The sequence below is a fragment of the Nocardia sienata NBRC 100364 genome, assembly GCF_001613205.1.
Taxonomy (GTDB): Bacteria; Actinomycetota; Actinomycetes; order Mycobacteriales; family Mycobacteriaceae; genus Nocardia; species Nocardia sienata.
This window is the reverse complement of record NZ_BDBX01000015.1, coordinates 19,273-35,217: the sequence shown is the minus strand read 5'-3', so window position 1 is coordinate 35,217 and position 15,945 is coordinate 19,273. Positions and strand designations below refer to the sequence as shown.

General features: G+C 67.6%; 8 protein-coding genes. 7 read left to right on the top strand and 1 reads right to left on the bottom strand.

What is annotated here, in order from left to right:
• Positions 1-151 precede the first annotated feature (151 nt).
• From fadD32 to NS4_RS10575, 3 genes are all read left to right on the top strand, one after another.
• Positions 152-2,062, top strand: coding sequence for a long-chain-fatty-acid--AMP ligase FadD32 (gene fadD32, locus NS4_RS10585; protein ID WP_063059352.1), 1,911 nt, complete (start codon positions 152-154; stop codon positions 2,060-2,062).
• A gap of 114 nt (positions 2,063-2,176) precedes the next feature.
• Positions 2,177-7,414: a polyketide synthase Pks13 gene (pks13, locus tag NS4_RS10580; protein WP_063059351.1), complete on the top strand. Its 5,238-nt coding sequence runs from the start codon at positions 2,177-2,179 to the stop codon at positions 7,412-7,414.
• Complete coding sequence (locus NS4_RS10575; RefSeq protein WP_063059350.1) at positions 7,414-8,958, top strand: acyl-CoA carboxylase subunit beta; 1,545 nt, start codon at positions 7,414-7,416, stop codon at positions 8,956-8,958. The genes pks13 and NS4_RS10575 overlap by 1 nt, the downstream gene beginning before the upstream one ends.
• A gap of 59 nt (positions 8,959-9,017) precedes the next feature.
• On the opposite strand, the gene NS4_RS10570 is transcribed toward NS4_RS10575, so the two are convergent.
• The gene (locus NS4_RS10570; RefSeq protein ID WP_063059349.1) at positions 9,018-9,518 is read right to left on the bottom strand and encodes a peptidylprolyl isomerase; all 501 of its coding nucleotides are present in this window, start codon (positions 9,516-9,518) and stop codon (positions 9,018-9,020) included.
• A 193-nt stretch (positions 9,519-9,711) separates the two neighbouring features.
• Between NS4_RS10570 and NS4_RS10565 the strand changes: the two genes are divergently transcribed.
• From NS4_RS10565 to NS4_RS10550, 4 genes are all read left to right on the top strand, one after another.
• A complete protein-coding gene (locus NS4_RS10565) occupies positions 9,712-13,029 on the top strand; it encodes an arabinosyltransferase domain-containing protein (protein ID WP_084487095.1) in 3,318 nt (1,105 codons plus the stop codon).
• 81 nt (positions 13,030-13,110) lie between these two features.
• Entirely contained in the window at positions 13,111-13,335 is a 225-nt protein-coding gene (locus NS4_RS10560; RefSeq protein WP_063059348.1) for a type II toxin-antitoxin system VapB family antitoxin, read from the top strand.
• Complete coding sequence (locus tag NS4_RS10555) at positions 13,332-13,760, top strand: PIN domain-containing protein (RefSeq protein WP_084487094.1); 429 nt, start codon at positions 13,332-13,334, stop codon at positions 13,758-13,760. Before NS4_RS10560 ends, NS4_RS10555 begins: the two co-directional genes overlap by 4 nt.
• Before the next feature lie 131 nt (positions 13,761-13,891).
• Entirely contained in the window at positions 13,892-15,910 is a 2,019-nt protein-coding gene (locus NS4_RS10550) for a galactan 5-O-arabinofuranosyltransferase (RefSeq protein ID WP_063059347.1), read from the top strand.
• Positions 15,911-15,945: the final 35 nt, after the last annotated feature.

Sequence of the window (15,945 nt, the reverse complement as noted above, 5' to 3'; positions counted from 1 at the left end):
CATCTAGCCGATAGCGGTCACCGCGCAGACCGCACCCAGAACCCGCAGGGTCGGTTCTCGAATGGAGAGCACCCGCGGCGAAAGCGAGTCGGGGCCACACAGTAAATAACGGCAATCGTGCCGTTGCCGCGTGCGCCTCGGAGGAGAAGGAATGGACGAGACTTTCGACGACTACCTGGACGAGAACGGGAATATCACCATTCCCGATGATCGCACCCTGGTCGACCACGTCGAGAAGCACACCCGTAACGACGCGAACACCTTGGCGTACCGCTACATCGACTACTCGCGCGAGCGCGATGGTGAGGTACACGAGCTGACGTGGCAACAATTCGGGGTCCGGCTGCGCGCGGTGGCCGGTCGCCTGCAGCAGGTCACCAAGCCCGGTGACCGAGTGGCGGTCCTCGCGCCGCAGGGACTCGACTATGTGATCTCATTCTTTGCCGCCATCTATGCGGGCACGATCGCGGTGCCGCTGTTCGATCCGGACGAACCGGGTCATACCGACCGGCTGCACGCCGTCCTGGGTGACTGCAAGCCCTCGGCCATTCTCACCGCCAGTTCGGCGGCGGCCGGGGTGCGCCAGTTCTTCCGTGGGCTGCCCGCCGCCCAGCGGCCGCGCATCATCGCCGTGGACGCGATTCCCGACAGTGTCGGCGACAGCTGGGCGCGCCCGGATATCGCGGTGGACGATATCGCCTACCTGCAGTACACCTCGGGTTCCACCAGGACTCCCGCCGGTGTGGAGATCACCCACCGTGCCGTGGGCACCAACCTGCTGCAGATGGTCGACGCCATCAATCTCGACTGGAACTCCCGCGGCGTCACCTGGCTGCCGCTGTTCCACGATATGGGTCTGCTGACGGTGATCCTGCCGGCCGTGGGCGGCAAGTTCATCACCATCATGTCGCCGGCCTCGTTCGTGCGGCGACCCTACCGATGGATCAAGGAGCTGGCCGCCGCCTCCGACGGTGCGGGCACCTTCGCCGCCGCCCCCAACTTCGCCTTCGAGCACGCGGCCGTGCGTGGTCTGCCCAAGTCCGGTGAATCGCTGGATCTGTCCAACGTGATCGGCCTGATCAACGGCAGCGAACCGGTGACCACCTCGTCGATGAAGAAGTTCAACGACGCGTTCGCGCCCTACGGGCTGCCGAAAACGGCCATCAAACCCTGCTACGGCATGGCCGAGGCCACCCTGTTCGTCTCCGCGACCAAGGCAGAGGACGAGGCCAAGGTCACCTATGTGGACCGCACCGAGCTCAATGCCGGGCGCATGGTGCGGGTCGAGCCGGGCACCGAAAACGCGATCGCACAGGTGAGCTGCGGTTATGTGGCGAAATCCCAGTGGGCGGTGATCGTCGATCCGGAGTCGGTCGACGGTGACGCCCGCGAACAGCCCGACGGCCACGTCGGCGAGATCTGGCTGCACGGCAACAATATGGGCATCGGGTACTGGGGCCGGGAGGCCGAGACCGCGGCGACGTTCCATAACAAGATCGTCACCCCGCTGGCGGAGGGCAGCCATGCCGCGGGCACCGCGCCCGACGCGAATTGGATGCGTACCGGCGATTACGGTGTGTACTTCGACGGCGAGCTCTACATCACCGGCCGGGTCAAGGATCTGGTGATCGTGGACGGGCGTAACCATTACCCGCAGGACCTGGAGTTCTCCGCGCAGGAGGCCAGCAGTGCGCTGCGGCCGGGGTTCATCGCGGCGTTCTCGGTACCGGCCAACCAGTTGCCGGCCGAGGTGTTCGCACAGGGAAGCCACTCGGGTCTGAAGTTCGACGCCGACGACGCCTCCGAGCAGCTGGTGATCGTGGCCGAGCGCGGTCCGGGCGCCGGTAAGGCGGATCCGCTGCCGATCGCCGACGCGGTGCGTGCCTCGATCTCCCAGCGTCACGGCGTGACGGTGCGGGACCTGCTGCTGGTCCCGGCGGGCTCCATCCCGCGTACGTCCAGCGGCAAGATCGCCCGGCGTGCCTGCAAGGCCGCGTATATCGAGGGCACTCTGCGGGGCGGTTACACCCAGCAGGCATTCCCGGACGCACCCGAGGAATAGACCGACAACCGAGCCGGGTCGCGGCCTCGAGTGAGCGAAGCGAAGCGCCCATCCACCACAGCGATGCGCAGGCTGTTGCCGGGCACCGCGTACAGACAGGTAGCTTGAGGACTGATGGCTGATAACGAGGGCATGTCGCCGGAGACGACCGAGAACCTTCCCGCTGCCGAGAAGGATCGCGCCGCCGGGACCGGCGACGCGCCCTCGACCGGCGATACCACACCGGGCACCGAACTCTCGGTCGCCGAGCTGCGGGAATGGTTGCGGCGCTGGGTGGCCGAGGCCACCGGGCAGTCGATCGACAAGATCACGGTGGACCGTCCGATGGAGGAGTTCGGGCTGGCTTCCCGGGACGCGCTGGCGCTGGGTGGTGAGATCGAGGAACTCACCGGCGTGGTGCTGAACGCGACCGTGGTCTACCAGCATCCGACCATCGCCTCGCTGGCCGATGTCATCGTCAACGGTCCGCCGGAGATCAGCGCCGAGGCCACCGACGACCAGTTCTACACCGCCGGGTACGCACCGGGGGATGCGCACGATATCGCCATCGTGGGTCTGTCGACCCGGCTGCCCGGCGCGGGTGACACCCCGGAATCGACATGGGAATTCCTGATCAACGGCGGTGACGCCATTCGTGACCTGCCCGAGGGGCGGTGGGCGGAGTTCCTGAGCGAACCGCAGTTGGCGCAGGCCGTCGCCGAGGGCAATACCCGTGGCGGCTATCTGGACCAGGATGTCGTCACCGGATTCGACGCCGAGTTCTTCGCCATGTCGCCGGTCGAGGTCGAGCGGATCGACCCGCAGCAACGGCTCATCATGGAACTCACCTGGGAGGCGCTCGAGCACGCTCGAATCCCGGCCAGTGAGCTGCGCGGTGAATCGGTGGGTGTGTATATCGGTACCTCCACCACCGACTTCCAGTTGGTCGCCGCGATGAGCCTGGGTGAGACCGATCCGAATGTCCCGGCTTCGGCGGAGGGCTACAAGATCACCGGCAGTGCCAGCAGCATCATCGCCAACCGCGTGTCCTACTTCTACGATTTCCGCGGTCCTTCGGTCGCGGTGGATACCGCCTGCTCCTCGACCCTGGTCGCGGTGCACCAGGCCGTGCAGGCGCTGCGCGCCGGTGACGCCGATGTCGCGCTGGCCGGCGGGGTGAACATGCTGCTCATGCCGATGACCACGCTCGGTTTCGACAAGATCGGCGCGGTGGCCAAGGACGGCCGGATCAAGGCGTTCTCTTCCGACGCGGACGGGATGGTCCGCTCCGAGGGCGCCGGGCTGGTAGTGCTCAAACGGCTCGCCGACGCCGAACGCGACAACGACAACATCCTCGCGGTGATCAAGGGTTCGGCGGTGAACAGCGACGGCCGGTCCAACGGGCTTCTCGCGCCGAATCCCGACGCCCAGGCCGATGTACTGCGCCGCGCCTACCGTGACGCCGGTATCGTGCCCTCCACCGTCGACTACATCGAGGCCCACGGCACCGGCACCCTGGTCGGCGATCCGCTCGAAGCCCAGGCGCTGGGCCAGGTGGTCGGCGCCGGTCGCGCCGCCGACGCGCCCGTGCTGCTGGGTTCGGCGAAAACCAATTTCGGGCATCTGGAATCCGGAGCGGGCGCGGCGAGCCTGGCGAAGGTGCTCCTGGCGTTCCAGCACAATGTGCTGCCCGCCACCATCAACTACGCGGGCCCGAACCCCTACATCCCGTTCGAGCAGGCCCGGTTGAAGGTCGTCGACGAGCCGACCCCGTTCCCGCGCTACAGCGGTACCGCCACGGTCGGTATCTCCGGCTTCGGTTTCGGCGGAACCAACGCGCACGTGGTGGTACAGGAGTACGTGCCCGCCGCGCCGGTCGAGGTCTCCGAGCCCTTCGTACCGGACACGGACAGCGACGCGCTGGACGTGGCGAGCACCGACGTGGTCGCCGAAGCCGAGGCGGTCGCCGCCGACGCCGCTCCCGAGCCCGAGTGGTCGGCCGACCGCGCCGAGCCGCTGCCGGTGATCCTGGCCGTATCCGCCTACCTGCCGTCGCGTCGCCGGCGTGCCGCCGCGGACCTGGCCGACTGGCTGGAAACCGAAGCGGGACAACGGACTCCGCTCGTTGACGTGGCCCGGTCGCTGGCCCGGCGCAGTCACTGGCGTTCGCGCGGCGTGGTGCTGGCCTCCGATCACGCCGGTGCCGTGGCCGGACTGCGGGCGATCGCCGCCGGTAAACCCGGTCCCGGTGTTTTCACCGCCGACGCCCCCGCCGCGCAGGGGCCCATGTGGGTGATGGCCGGGTTCGGCGCCCAGCACCGGAAGATGGGCAAACAGCTCTACCAGGAGAACTCGATCTTCCGGCGCACCGTCGACGAGGTCGACGAACTCGTGCAGGACGAGGCCGGGTACTCGGTGCGCGAGATGATCCTCGATGACGGCCAGGACTACGACGTGGGCACCTCCCAGGTCGGCATCTTCACCATCCAGCTCGGTCTGGCCGCCCTGCTGCGGGCGCACGGCGCGGAACCCGCCGCCGTGGTCGGGCATTCCATGGGTGAGGTGGCCGGCGCCTACATCTGTGGTGGGTTGGCGCTGGAGGACGCGGTCCGCGTCATCTGCGCGCGGTCGCGGTTGATGGGCGAGGGCGAGCAGATGCTCTCCGACGCCGATGTGCGCAATATGGCACTGGTCGAGATGAGCGCCGACGAGGTCGCCGCGCTGCTGCCGGAATTCCCCGATGTCGAGGTCGCGGTCTACGCCGCGCCGACCAATACGGTGATCGGTGGCCCGGTGGATCAGGTCTCGGCGATCGTGGGCCGGGTGGAGGAGGCCGGGAAGTTCGCCCGCGTCCTGCAGACCAAGGGTGCCGGACATACCTCCCAGATGGATCCGCTGCTGGGCGAACTGGCCGCCGAACTGGCCGGGATCGAGCCCACGAAGCCGAAGGTCGGCCTGTACTCCACGGTCGACAAAGAGCAGTACTACGCGCCCGGCCACGACCCGGTGCACACCGAGGACTACTGGGTGAAGAACATGCGGCACAGCGTGTACTTCACCAACGCGGTACGACTCGCGGTCGATTCCGGGATCACCACCTTCCTGGAGCTGGCGCCGAACTCGGTGGCGCTGATGCAGGTGCTGGGCACCACCTTCGCCGCCGGGCTCCCCGACGCGCAGCTGATTCCGACGCTCAAGCGCAAGGAAGACGAATCGGCCGGTGTGATCGCCGCGCTGGCGCAGCTGTATGTCCACGGCCATGCCGTGGACCTGGGCTCACTGATGCCGGCCGGACCGTACGCCGATATCCCGCGGACCGCCTTCCTGCGGAAGCCGTACTGGCCCAAGATGAGTGGTTTCTCGGCCGGTGGGAACACCCGGGTACCGGGTGCGTCGGTCGCGCTTCCGGACGGTCGGCATGTCTGGGAGGTCCAGGCCGCATCGGTGGACGATCTGCCCACGCTGGTGCGTTCGGCCGCGACGCAGGTACTCGCGGATGTGAATCCGGGCGCGAGTATCGCGCATGCACCGCTGCCCGCGACCGGCACACTGGTCACGACGCTGACCCCGCATCCGGGCGGCGCGTCCATCCAGGTGCACGCCCGCGACGGTGCGCAGTTCCGGCTGCTGTTCGACGCGGTGGTCACCTCCGGCGCCGCGCTGCCGGTGCCCGCCGAGCCGGCCGCGAGCCCGGCCGCGCCCGCGCTCACCGAACCCGTGGTCGCGGAGACCGTCGACACCGCCGGGTTCGGCGACCGCTGGGATCCGGACAGCGGCCAGACGGTCGAGGACCGGCTGGCGCTGATCGTCGCCGAATCCATGGGTTACGCGGTCGAGGATCTGCCGATGGAGATCCCCCTCATGGAGCTCGGGCTGGACTCCCTGATGGCCATGCGGATCAAGAACCGCGTCGAATACGAATTCGATATCCCGCAGCTGCAGGTGTCCGCGGTTCGTGACGCCAGCCTGCACGAGGTCGGCAAAGTGCTGCGCTATGCGATCGAGCACCGCGACCAGGTCCAGGCGATGGCCGATCAGCAGGCCAGCGGGGAATCGGGCGCGCTCAGCGTGGACGACGATTTCGTGAACGCCGCCAAGGCCGCGATGGAGGCCGGGGCAGATCCGGTCGCCGCATTGGACCAGGGGACGGGTGCCGCCGCGGACACGTCGGCAGCCGCCGAGCCGGAGCCGGCCGCCCCGGCGACCCCCGCCGCGCCGCAGGCCGAACCGGCCGCGGGCGCCGCACTGTTCGGCGGTGGGGCCGCGGGGTCGGACGAGGACAACGTTCCGCCACGTGACGCTGCCGAACGCCTCACCTACGCGGCCTGGGCCACCATCACCGGTGAATCGGCCGGGGGTATCTTCAATACCCTGCCGATCCTGGACGAGGACACCGCCGAGAAGCTCGCCGCCCGGCTCACCGAGCGGGTCGGTGCGGAGGTCACCGTCGACGACGTGCTGGATTCGGAGACCATCGAACAGCTCGCCGATGTCGTCCGCACCCTGCAGGACAGCGGTGCCGATGTCGACGGCTTCGTCCGTCCCATCCGGGCACGGGGCGAGAACTCCGATGCGATACCGGTCTTCGTCTTCCATCCCGCCGGCGGAAACACTCTGGTCTACGAGCCCTTGCTGAAGCGGCTGCCCGAGGGGACGCCGATGTACGGGTTCGAGCGGGTCGACGGTGCGATCGAGGAACGGGCCCGGGAGTATGTGCCCGAACTGCGCAAACTGCAGGGCGAAGGCCCCTATGTCCTCTACGGCTGGTCGCTCGGCGCGGTGCTCGCGATGGCGGTCGCGCAGATTCTGCGTGCCGAGGGCGCCGATGTGCGCCTGGTGGGCCTGATCGACCTCGCCATCCCCGCCGAATCGGAGGACAACAGCCCGCAGGAGCGTTTGGAACGGATGCGGCGCTACCAGGCCTTCGCCAAGAAGACCTTCAATATCGCCGGTGAACTCGACGACGACCAGCTCCGCGAATTGGCCGACTCCTCCGAGGAGGAGCAGTTCAAGATGATCACGGATCTGATCAAGATGACCGGAGCCAAGATCCCGGGCGGAGTGCTCGAACACCAGAAGACCTCGTGGATCGAGAACCGCGCACTGCAGCGGGTCCAGCCCACGCACTACGAGGGCGATGTGGTGCTCTATCTGGCCGACCGCTATCACGACGGCGCGATCGAGCTCGAGCCTCGCTATGCCGAGCGCCGGCCCAACGGCGGCTGGGACGAGTACCTGCCCAATCTGGAGATCGTGCACATCCCCGGCGACCACCTCCAGATCATCGATGAACCGAGGATCGGCCGAATCGGTGCGGACCTGACCGCTAAACTCGACCGGATCACCTCGAGCGCGGCCGGGAAAGGGAGCTAGTGAGCACGACTGCCGAGAAACTCGCCGATCTGCGTAAACGGTTGGAATTGGCGCAGGAACCGGCGGGAGAGGCCGCTGTCGCGAAGCGGGCGCGCAAGGGGATTCCCAGCGCCCGCGACCGGATCAAGATGCTGCTCGATCCGGGTTCGTTCGTCGAGATCGGTGCTCTGGTCCGGCGCCCGGGTGATCCGGACGCGCTCTACGGCGACGGTGTGGTCACCGGCCACGGCCTGGTCGACGGCCGCCCGGTCGCGGTGTTCTCCCACGATCAAACCGTGTACGGCGGTTCGGTCGGTGAGATGTTCGGCCGCAAGGTGGCCGCGGTCATGGAGTACGCGGCCAAGGTGGGCTGCCCGCTGGTCGGTATCAACGACTCCGGTGGTGCCCGGGTGCAGGAGGCGGTGTCCTCGCTGGCCTGGTACGCCGAGCTGGCGACCCGGCAGGAGCTGCTGTCGGGGATGGTGCCCACCATTTCGCTCATTCTCGGCAAATGCGCCGGTGGCGCGGTGTACTCGCCCATCAACACCGATGTCGTGGTCGCCACCGAGGCGGCCTATATGTTCGTGACCGGTCCCAAGGTGATCCGCGAGGTCACCGGCGAAGACGTCAGCCTGGAAGAGCTGGGCGGAGCGCACAGCCAGGCCCAGTACGGCAATATCCACCATGTCGCCAAGGACGAGCAGGCGGCCTTCGCATGGGTTCGGGAATACCTGTCGTATATGCCGACCAGCTGCCAGGAGAAGCCGCCGATCGTGAATCCCGGCCTCGAACCGGAGATCACCGATTCGGACCGGGAACTGAACTCGCTCGTGCCGGATTCGGATAATGCCGGCTACGACATGCACGAGGTGCTGCTGCGGATCTTCGACGACGGCCACTTCCACGAGTACGGTGCCGAGGCCGGTCGCAACATCATCACCGGGTTCGCCCGGGTGGACGGCCGCAGCGTCGGCGTGGTGGCCAACCAGCCGATGGTGTATGCGGGCGCCCTCGACGCCCGGGCCTCGGACAAGGCCTCGCATTTCGTCCGGCTCTGCGACGCCTACGAGATCCCGCTGGTCTTCGTGGTCGACACCCCGGGCTTCCTGCCCGGCGTGGAACAGGAGAAGGTCGGCGTGATCAAACGCGGCGGCCGGTTCCTGTTCGCCTTCGTGGAGGCGACTGTGCCGAAGGTGACCGTGGTGGTCCGCAAATCCTACGGCGGCGGTTACGCGGTGATGGGATCCAAGCAGTTGGGCGCCGATATCAACCTGGCGTGGCCCACCGCCCGGATCGCGGTGATGGGTGCGGAGAGCGCGGTGAGCCTCATCGGGGCCGCGCAGATCGCCGCCGCGCCCGAGGATCAGAAAGCGGCCGTAAGGCAGCAGATGATCGACTTCTACAACGCCACCATGGCCACGCCGTGGGTGGCTGCCGAACGCGGCTTCATCGACGCGGTGATCGAACCGGCGCAGACCCGGCTGGAACTACGGCGGGCGCTACATCTGTTGCGGGACAAGACCGTGATCCGCAACCCGCGCAAACATCACCTGCTGCCGCTGTAGCCGCTCGCGGTTCGGGTTGTTCCGAGGGAACAACCCGAACCGTCACAAACCGATTCGGATCAGCCGGTGATGGCCGCGGATTCGATGACCACGTTCTCCACCGGTACGTCCTGGTGCATGCCCTGCGACGAGGTGGACACACCCGCGATCTTGTCGACCACATCGGTGCCTTCGGTGACCTCGCCGAAGACGGCGTAGCCCCAGCCCTGGCCCGCCGGCTGGGTGTGATTGAGGAACTCGTTGTCGGCGACATTGATGAAGAACTGCGCGGTCGCCGAGTGCGGATCGTTGGTACGTGCCATGGCGACCGTGTACTTGTTGTTCTTCAGGCCGTTGGCCGCCTCGTTCTGAATCGGCGCCTGCGTGGGCTTCTGCTGCATCTGGCCGTCGAAACCACCGCCCTGGATCATGAAACCCGGGATAACGCGATGGAAGATCGTGCCGTCATAGTGTCCCGACTTGACGTATTCGACGAAGTTGCGGACGGTGTCCGGCGCCTTCGCCTCGTCCAGTTGGAGGCCGATGGTTCCGTAGTTCGTCTCGAGATTCACCTTGGTCATGCCTCTACCTTTCCATTACCGCCGCTCGACCCCGCGCTTAAGGGGGTGTTTCCCGGCCGATTGTGCCAGCCGCCCGTCTTTACCCCGTCCGGGTGGTTTGTATGCCTCGAATGCCGGGTGTGTTTCCACTCGGATCGGGTACGCGCCGGGGCACCACCGGACCTTGCGCGCCGCGCCCAAGTAGCATGCCAGCGTGCCAGAAGTCGCCACCGCAGTACTGACGAAGACGCCACCGGAGCCGGAGCCGAAGGTCGCGCCGCAGGATTTCCGGATCGCGCGTCTCGTCGCGATCATCACCGGTGTGCTGGGGGCGCTGTTCGCGATCGCCACACCCTTTCTGCCGGTCACCCAGACCACGGCGACGCTGAGCTGGCCGCAGCACGACAGCCTGGCCAATGTGCAGGCGCCGCTGATGTCGCAGGTGCCGATCGACCTCACCGCGACCATCCCGTGCGCGGCGGTGAACCAGCTGCCCCCGCAGGGCGGCATGCTGCTGGCCACCGCACCCCCGCAGGGCGACCGCGCGGCGCTGGAGGCATTGTTCGTCCGGGTTTCGGAGACCTCGGTGGACGTGGTGGACCGCAATGCGGTCGTGGCGAGCGCCGACCGGGCGGCGATGGCGAACTGCTCGGCCATCACCATCCGCTCCGACATCGAAGCCACCAGCGCGGCCTTCGTCGGGCTCACCATGGAGAACGGCGAACCCAACGCGGGCCGGCTGGTCGGTGATCTGCGTCCGCAGCTGGTCGGTGTGTTCACCGATATGACCGGCGGTATCCCGGCCGGGCTGAACCTGGAATCCACGATCGACACCCGGTTCAGCTCCAGCCCCACCTGGATCAAACTCGTCGCGATGGTCGCCGCGGTGCTGTGCACGGTGCTTTCGCTGGTGGCACTGGCGCGACTGGACACCAGTGACAGGCGCGGCCACCGGCGTTTCCTGCCGGCACACTGGCTCAAGCCCACCCTCGCCGACGGCGGTGTCATCGGCACGCTGCTGATCTGGCACTTCCTCGGCGCCAACACCTCCGACGACGGGTACATCCTGAGCATGGTCCGGGTGGCGCCGGACGCGGGCTATATGGCCAACTACTTCCGCTGGTACGGCGTACCCGAGGCGCCGTTCGGCTGGTACTACTACGTGATCCAGCTGTTCGCCGAGGTCTCCACGGCCAGCCCCTGGGTCCGCCTGCCCGCGCTGGCCTGCGGGATCCTGTGCTGGATGCTGATCAGTCGCGAGGTGGTGCCGCGGCTGGGCAACGGCCTGCGCGGCGCCCGCGGGCGCGCCTGGTTCGGCAGTGTTCCGCTGTGGACCGGCGGGCTGGTCTTCCTGGCGTTCTGGCTGCCCTACGACAACGGTCTGCGGTCGGAGCCGATCGTCGCCCTCGGCGCACTGCTCACCTGGGTTTCCATCGAGCGCGCCATCGCGACCGCGCGGTTGCTGCCGGCCGCGGTGGCGGTGGTGGTCGCGGCGTTCACGCTCGCCGCCGCGCCGACCGGCCTGATGTGTGTGGCCGCGCTGCTGGCCGGTATCCGCCCCCTCACCCGCATCGTCGTACGGCGGCACCGGGAACACGGCACGGTCGCGCTGCTGGCGCCGCTGGCCGCCGCCGGATTCCTGGTGCTCACCGTGGTCTACGGCGACCAGACCTTCGCCGGTATCCAGGAGGCGAACCGGGTCCGGCAGCTGGCCGGACCCAACCTGGCCTGGTACGAGGACTACCTGCGGTATTACTACCTGTTCGTCGAGACCGTCGATGGGTCGTTGTCGCGCCGCTTCGCCTTCCTGGTCATGCTGCTGTGCCTGTTCACCACCATGCTGGTGCTGCTGCGCCGGCGCCGGGTGCCGGGTATCGCCGCGGCACCGACCTGGCGGTTGATGGGTGTGGTGTTCGGCACGATCTTCTTCATGATGTTCAACCCGACCAAGTGGACCCACCATTTCGGCGCCTATGCCGGAATCGCGGGATCGCTGGCCGCGGTGACCGCCGTCGCGGTATCGGCCTCGGCGCTGCGGGCGCACAAGAACCGGGCGATCTTCCTGGCCGGTTTGCTCTTCACGCTTGCCCTGGCGTTCTCCGGGATCAACGGCTACTGGTACGTGTCCAGTTACGGGGTGCCCTGGTTCGACAAGCGGGTGGTGCTGGCCGGTATCTCCTCCAACACCGTGCTGCTGGTGCTCTTCGCCGCGGCCCTGCTGCTCGTCGGCTGGCACACGCTGCGTGAGGGTTACGCCAAACCGCCGAACTCCACGCGCACCGCCCGGGGCCGCCGGATCCGCAAGTTCGCGGCGATCCCACTCACGCTGGTGGCCGCGGCCATGGTGCTGTTCGAGGTGCTCTCCCTGGCCAAGGGCGCCTACTCGCAGTACCCGGGGTATTCGCTGGCCCGCGGCAATATCGACGCGCTGAGCGGGCAGAGTTGCGGTCTGGCCAACGATGTCCTGGTCGAATCGAACGCGAACGCCGGGCGGCTGAACCCGATCATCGATCCGGCGAACCCGCCCACCAACCCGAACGATCCGCTGGCCGGGGTGGACCCGGTCGGTTTCGATCCCAACGGCGTCCCCGACGATCTGTCCGCCGACGCGGTCGAGGTGAAACCCGGTACCGGCAACACCTCCAGTCAATCCGTGGGCGCCGCGTTCGCCGAGGGGCAGAACGCCGGCACCGGCGGCGGTCAGGGCGCGCAGGGGGTCAACGGCAGTACTGTGGCCCTGCCCTTCGGTCTGGACCCGGCCACCACTCCCATCCTGGGCAGCTACCAGGAGGGTGTGCAGCAGCCCGCGTTCGTCTCGTCGAGCTGGTACGAACTGCCCGAACGCTCGCCCGACCATCCGCTGGTGGTGATCACCGCGGCCGGTCGCATCCTGTCCTACGACGACACCGGCGCCATGCAGTACGGCCAGTCGCTGACCGTCGACTACGGCAAACGGCAGGCCGACGGTTCGGTCACCCCGCTCGGTACCTACCTGCCCCGCGATATCGGCCCCTTCCCGTCCTGGCGCAACCTGCGGGTGCCGCTGGACGAGATCGCCCCCGAGGCCGACGCGGTTCGGGTAGTCGCCAACGATCCGATCCTCATCGGCGACCAGTGGCTGGCGTTCACCCCGCCGCGGGTACCGAAACTGGAATCGGCCAACGACTACCTCGGTTCGCAGCAGCCGATCCTGCTCGACTGGGCGGTCGGCCTGCAGTTCCCGTGTCAGCGCCCGTTCCGGCACGTGAACGGGGTCGCCGAGGTACCGAAGTTCCGCATCCTGCCGGACCGCCCGCTCGCGGTGAGCTCCACGAACACCTGGCAGGCCCAGGAGTTCGGCGGTCCGCTCGGGTTCTCCCAGATGCTGGCGAAGTCGACCACTATCCCGACCTACCTGAAGAACGACTGGGGCCGGGACTGGGGCACGCTGGAACGCTACGACCAGTACTACGACGCGGTACCGGCGGAACTGGCGACGGGTACCGAGACCCGCAACGGGTTGTGGGATCCGGGCAAGCTGCGGGTTTTCTGATCTGCTGACGACTGCGACGACCGGGCACCGGAATGTACAATTTCTGGTGTCCGGTCGTCGTATTTTGTACAGGAGGTTGCTGTGTCGCTAACCCACATCGAGATCGACGACGAGGAACTGGAGACCGCGAAGAAGCTGGGTGGCCACAAGACCAAGACGGCAGCGGTCGCGGAAGCTCTGCGTGAGTACAACCAGCGCCGGTCTCGCGCAGAAGCGTTCCAACGCTACTTCGAACTTGCGCGGGACTGGGATATCGAGGGAGCCGAGGCAGCCCACGCGGCCGAGAAGAAGGCTTTCGGCGGGTGATCGGTTATCTTGTGGACTCCTCGGCTATGTGGCGGTTTCTCAGGAACCCGGCGCTGGTGGACCGCTGGCTCCCAGCGGCCGCCGAAGGCGAATTCCGGTCCTGCTACCCGCAGCGCGCCGAATTCTTGAAGTCGGCGCGCAATCTGAAGGAATACACGACCTTCTGCCGTATGTACGAGGAGCTGTATCCCGAGGTCACCGTTCCGAAGTCGGCAGGTCAATGGATAGGCAAGTTGCAGTACTACGCCGCCGAGCGGGGGAACCACCGCTGCCTGTCCGCGGTAGATCTGCTGGTCTGCGCAACTGCCGCACACCATGGGTTGGTGATTGTGCACGACGACGCGGACTTCGTCACTGCCGCTCGACTCTCGGTAGAACTCCAGCAGCTCAATGTGCACGATGGTCCGATCGATCCCGGCCGCTGAGCCCATTGCCCTCGACGCCGTCGGTTCACCGCGTCGGGGCACGTTCTGTGTGCACGCGGGCCGGGTGGCGACCCTGCACTAGGCTGACCGACGCCCAGTAGGTGGATCGGGAGCCGGAGGTAAGTACGCCGATGACGACGAGTCGCGGCGCGCGGTTGGTGCGTCAGGTCGGGGCCGGAGTCGGCGAGGCGGTGCTCGCGACGGTGGTCGCGGTGGTGGTGGTCGCCGTCGGGCTGGTCGCGTTCTCCCTGGTGCAGTGGCCCGCGTTCAACTCCTCCAATGTCGTGCGGGCGCTGACCACTGTCGGTCAGGTGGGGGCCGCGGCGCTCATCGCGGGGTCGATCGCCCTGCTGCGACTGCGGCGTTCCCGATGGCTCGCGAAACCGCTTTCCTGGGCTGGTATCTCGGCGTTCGTCACGGTCACTCTCGGGATGCCGCTGGCGGCCACCAAGCTGTACCTGTTCGGGATCTCGGTGGACCAGGAGTTCCGGACCGAATACCTGACCCGGCTCACCGACAGCGCCGCGTTGCGCGATATGACCTACGCCGATCTGCCGCCGTTCTATCCGGCCGGCTGGTTCTGGGTCGGCGGCCGGGTGGCGAATGTGCTCGGTATGGACGGCTGGGAGGTGTTCAAGCCGTACGCGATCGGGTCGATCGCGGTGGCCGCGGTGGTGTCGCTGGTGCTGTGGACCCAGCTGATCCGCGCGGATTGGGCGGTGGGGGTCACCAGCGCGGTGACGGCCGTCGCCGTGACCTACGCGGCGCCCGAGGCGTACGGCGCGGTGATCGCGATCCTGCTACCGCCGGTCCTGGTGATGGCCTGGGGGGCGCTGTATCGGCCCGCCGAGCTCACCGGTGGCGCGGCGAAGACCGGCGGCGGCGACTCGGAATCCGGCGGCCGTACCGCGGGCGGCTGGGGTGCGGTACTGGGTACCGGGTTGTTCCTGGGATTCGCCGCCGCTTGCTACACGCTGTATTTCGCCTTCGCCGTATTCACCGTCGTACTCATGGCGGTGGTTGCCGCGGGATTCAATGTGCGGGCGCGTTACGCCGCTCGGACACCGCGCCGGATCGCGGCGCATACCGGCGCGTCGCACGCGCCGGTCGGTAGCGCCGGACGGGCGATCGGCGCCCCGCTGCTGCGGCTGATCGTGATGGGTGTGATCGCCGCACTGATCGCGCTACCGGTTTTCCTGCCCTTCCTGGCCCGGATGCTGGATCGGCCGAAACTGCAGTCCGGCGGCGCGTTCCACTATCTGCCCGAGGCCGGATCCGAACTGCCGTTGCCGATGGCGCATTTCTCGCTGCTCGGCGCGCTGTGCCTGATCGGAACCATCTGGCTGGTGATGCGCGCGAGTTCCTCGCGGCGCGCCCAGTCGCTCGGTCTCGGCGTGATCGCGGTGTACCTGTGGTCGCTGCTGTCGATGCTGGCCACCGCGGCCGGGTCCACGCTGCTGTCGTTCCGGCTGGAACCGGTGCTGCTGGTACTGCTGGCGGCGGCGGGCGGGTTCGGTTTCGTGGAGGGTGCGCGGGCGGTATACCAGGCGCTCAACGAACCGGCGCGGTTCCGCTGGGTGGTCATCGTGCTGGCGACAGTCGGCGCGCTCGCCTACTGCCAGGACATTCCCCATGTCCTGGCTCCCGAGATCACCACCGCCTACACCGATACCGATGGGGACGGCCGGCGGGCCGACCAGCGCGACCCGTCCGCGGTCCGGCACTATCACAACATCGACGACGCACTGCGCGCCCAGACCGGCCGCGAACCCTCGGAAACGGTGGTACTCACCGGCGACACCACCTTCCTCGCCTACTACCCGTACTTCGGTTTCCAGAGCATGACCTCGCACTACGCCAATCCACTGGCCGATTACGCGGATCGGTCCGCGGCGATCGAGCAGTGGAGCGAAAAGGACACACCGGACGAACTTCTCGATGCGCTGGCCGCGGCGCCGTGGCGCGCGCCGGACGCCTTCCTGTTCCGTCGCAGCGGTGACGAGTACACCCTGCGGCTGGCCGCCGATGTGTACCCCAATGATCCGAACGTCCGCCGTTACACCGTCGCGTTCCCCGTGGCGTTGTTCGACGACCCGCGATTCACGGTGACCGATATCGGCCCGTTCACCCTGGTCGTCGTGAACCGCTGAGCGAAACCGCCCGGCGTCGGCCGCCCGGTTGCCGC

Bases quoted from the DNA above. Each gene is read 5' to 3' on its own strand.
- fadD32 (WP_063059352.1), top strand. From the start codon at position 152: ATGGACGAGACTTTCGACGACTACCTGGACGAGAACGGGAATATCACC.
- pks13 (WP_063059351.1), top strand. From the start codon at position 2,177: ATGGCTGATAACGAGGGCATGTCGCCGGAGACGACCGAGAACCTTCCC.
- NS4_RS10570 (WP_063059349.1), bottom strand. From the start codon at position 9,518: ATGACCAAGGTGAATCTCGAGACGAACTACGGAACCATCGGCCTCCAA.
- NS4_RS10550 (WP_063059347.1), top strand. From the start codon at position 13,892: ATGACGACGAGTCGCGGCGCGCGGTTGGTGCGTCAGGTCGGGGCCGGA.